We start from the raw sequence: 359 nt of genomic DNA, 5'->3' as shown, positions 1-359 counted from the left end.
GATTCTTTTTAGCCCTTTTGCGAATAGATCTGGCGATTTGATCGAGAGAGTGAACCACTGCGGCCTGGCGGTTTGAATAGGGAAAATTGGCATTTCGAAAAGCTTGATCTATCATATTGCGCAGATATCCTGATCGAAATGGACAAGCATGGATGCGCTCGACGAAAGGCTGGTGACGCTGCTGAGGCACGATGCGCGGCGCAGCGTCTCCGACCTCGCGCTCGATCTCGGCGTCTCGCGCGCCACGGTCAGGGCGCGCATGGAGCGGCTGCAGAAATCAGGCGAGATCATCGGCTATACGGTGGTGCTGCGCGCCGACGCGGTCGACCAGCGCATACGCGGCGTGATGATGATCGAGA

Annotated in this window: 1 protein-coding gene; it reads left to right on the top strand. The window is 57.4% G+C overall.

Annotation, left to right across the window (positions count from 1 at the left end):
* Positions 1 to 148: 148 nt before the first annotated feature.
* The coding region (locus tag EN845_RS34115; RefSeq protein ID WP_135931294.1) for an Lrp/AsnC family transcriptional regulator at positions 149 to 359 on the top strand (211 nt) is incomplete at its 3' end.

Origin of the sequence: Mesorhizobium sp. M8A.F.Ca.ET.202.01.1.1 (assembly GCF_004791595.1) — a bacterium.
Classification (GTDB): Bacteria; Pseudomonadota; Alphaproteobacteria; order Rhizobiales; family Rhizobiaceae; genus Mesorhizobium.
This window is presented reverse-complemented; position numbering and strand designations above follow the sequence as displayed.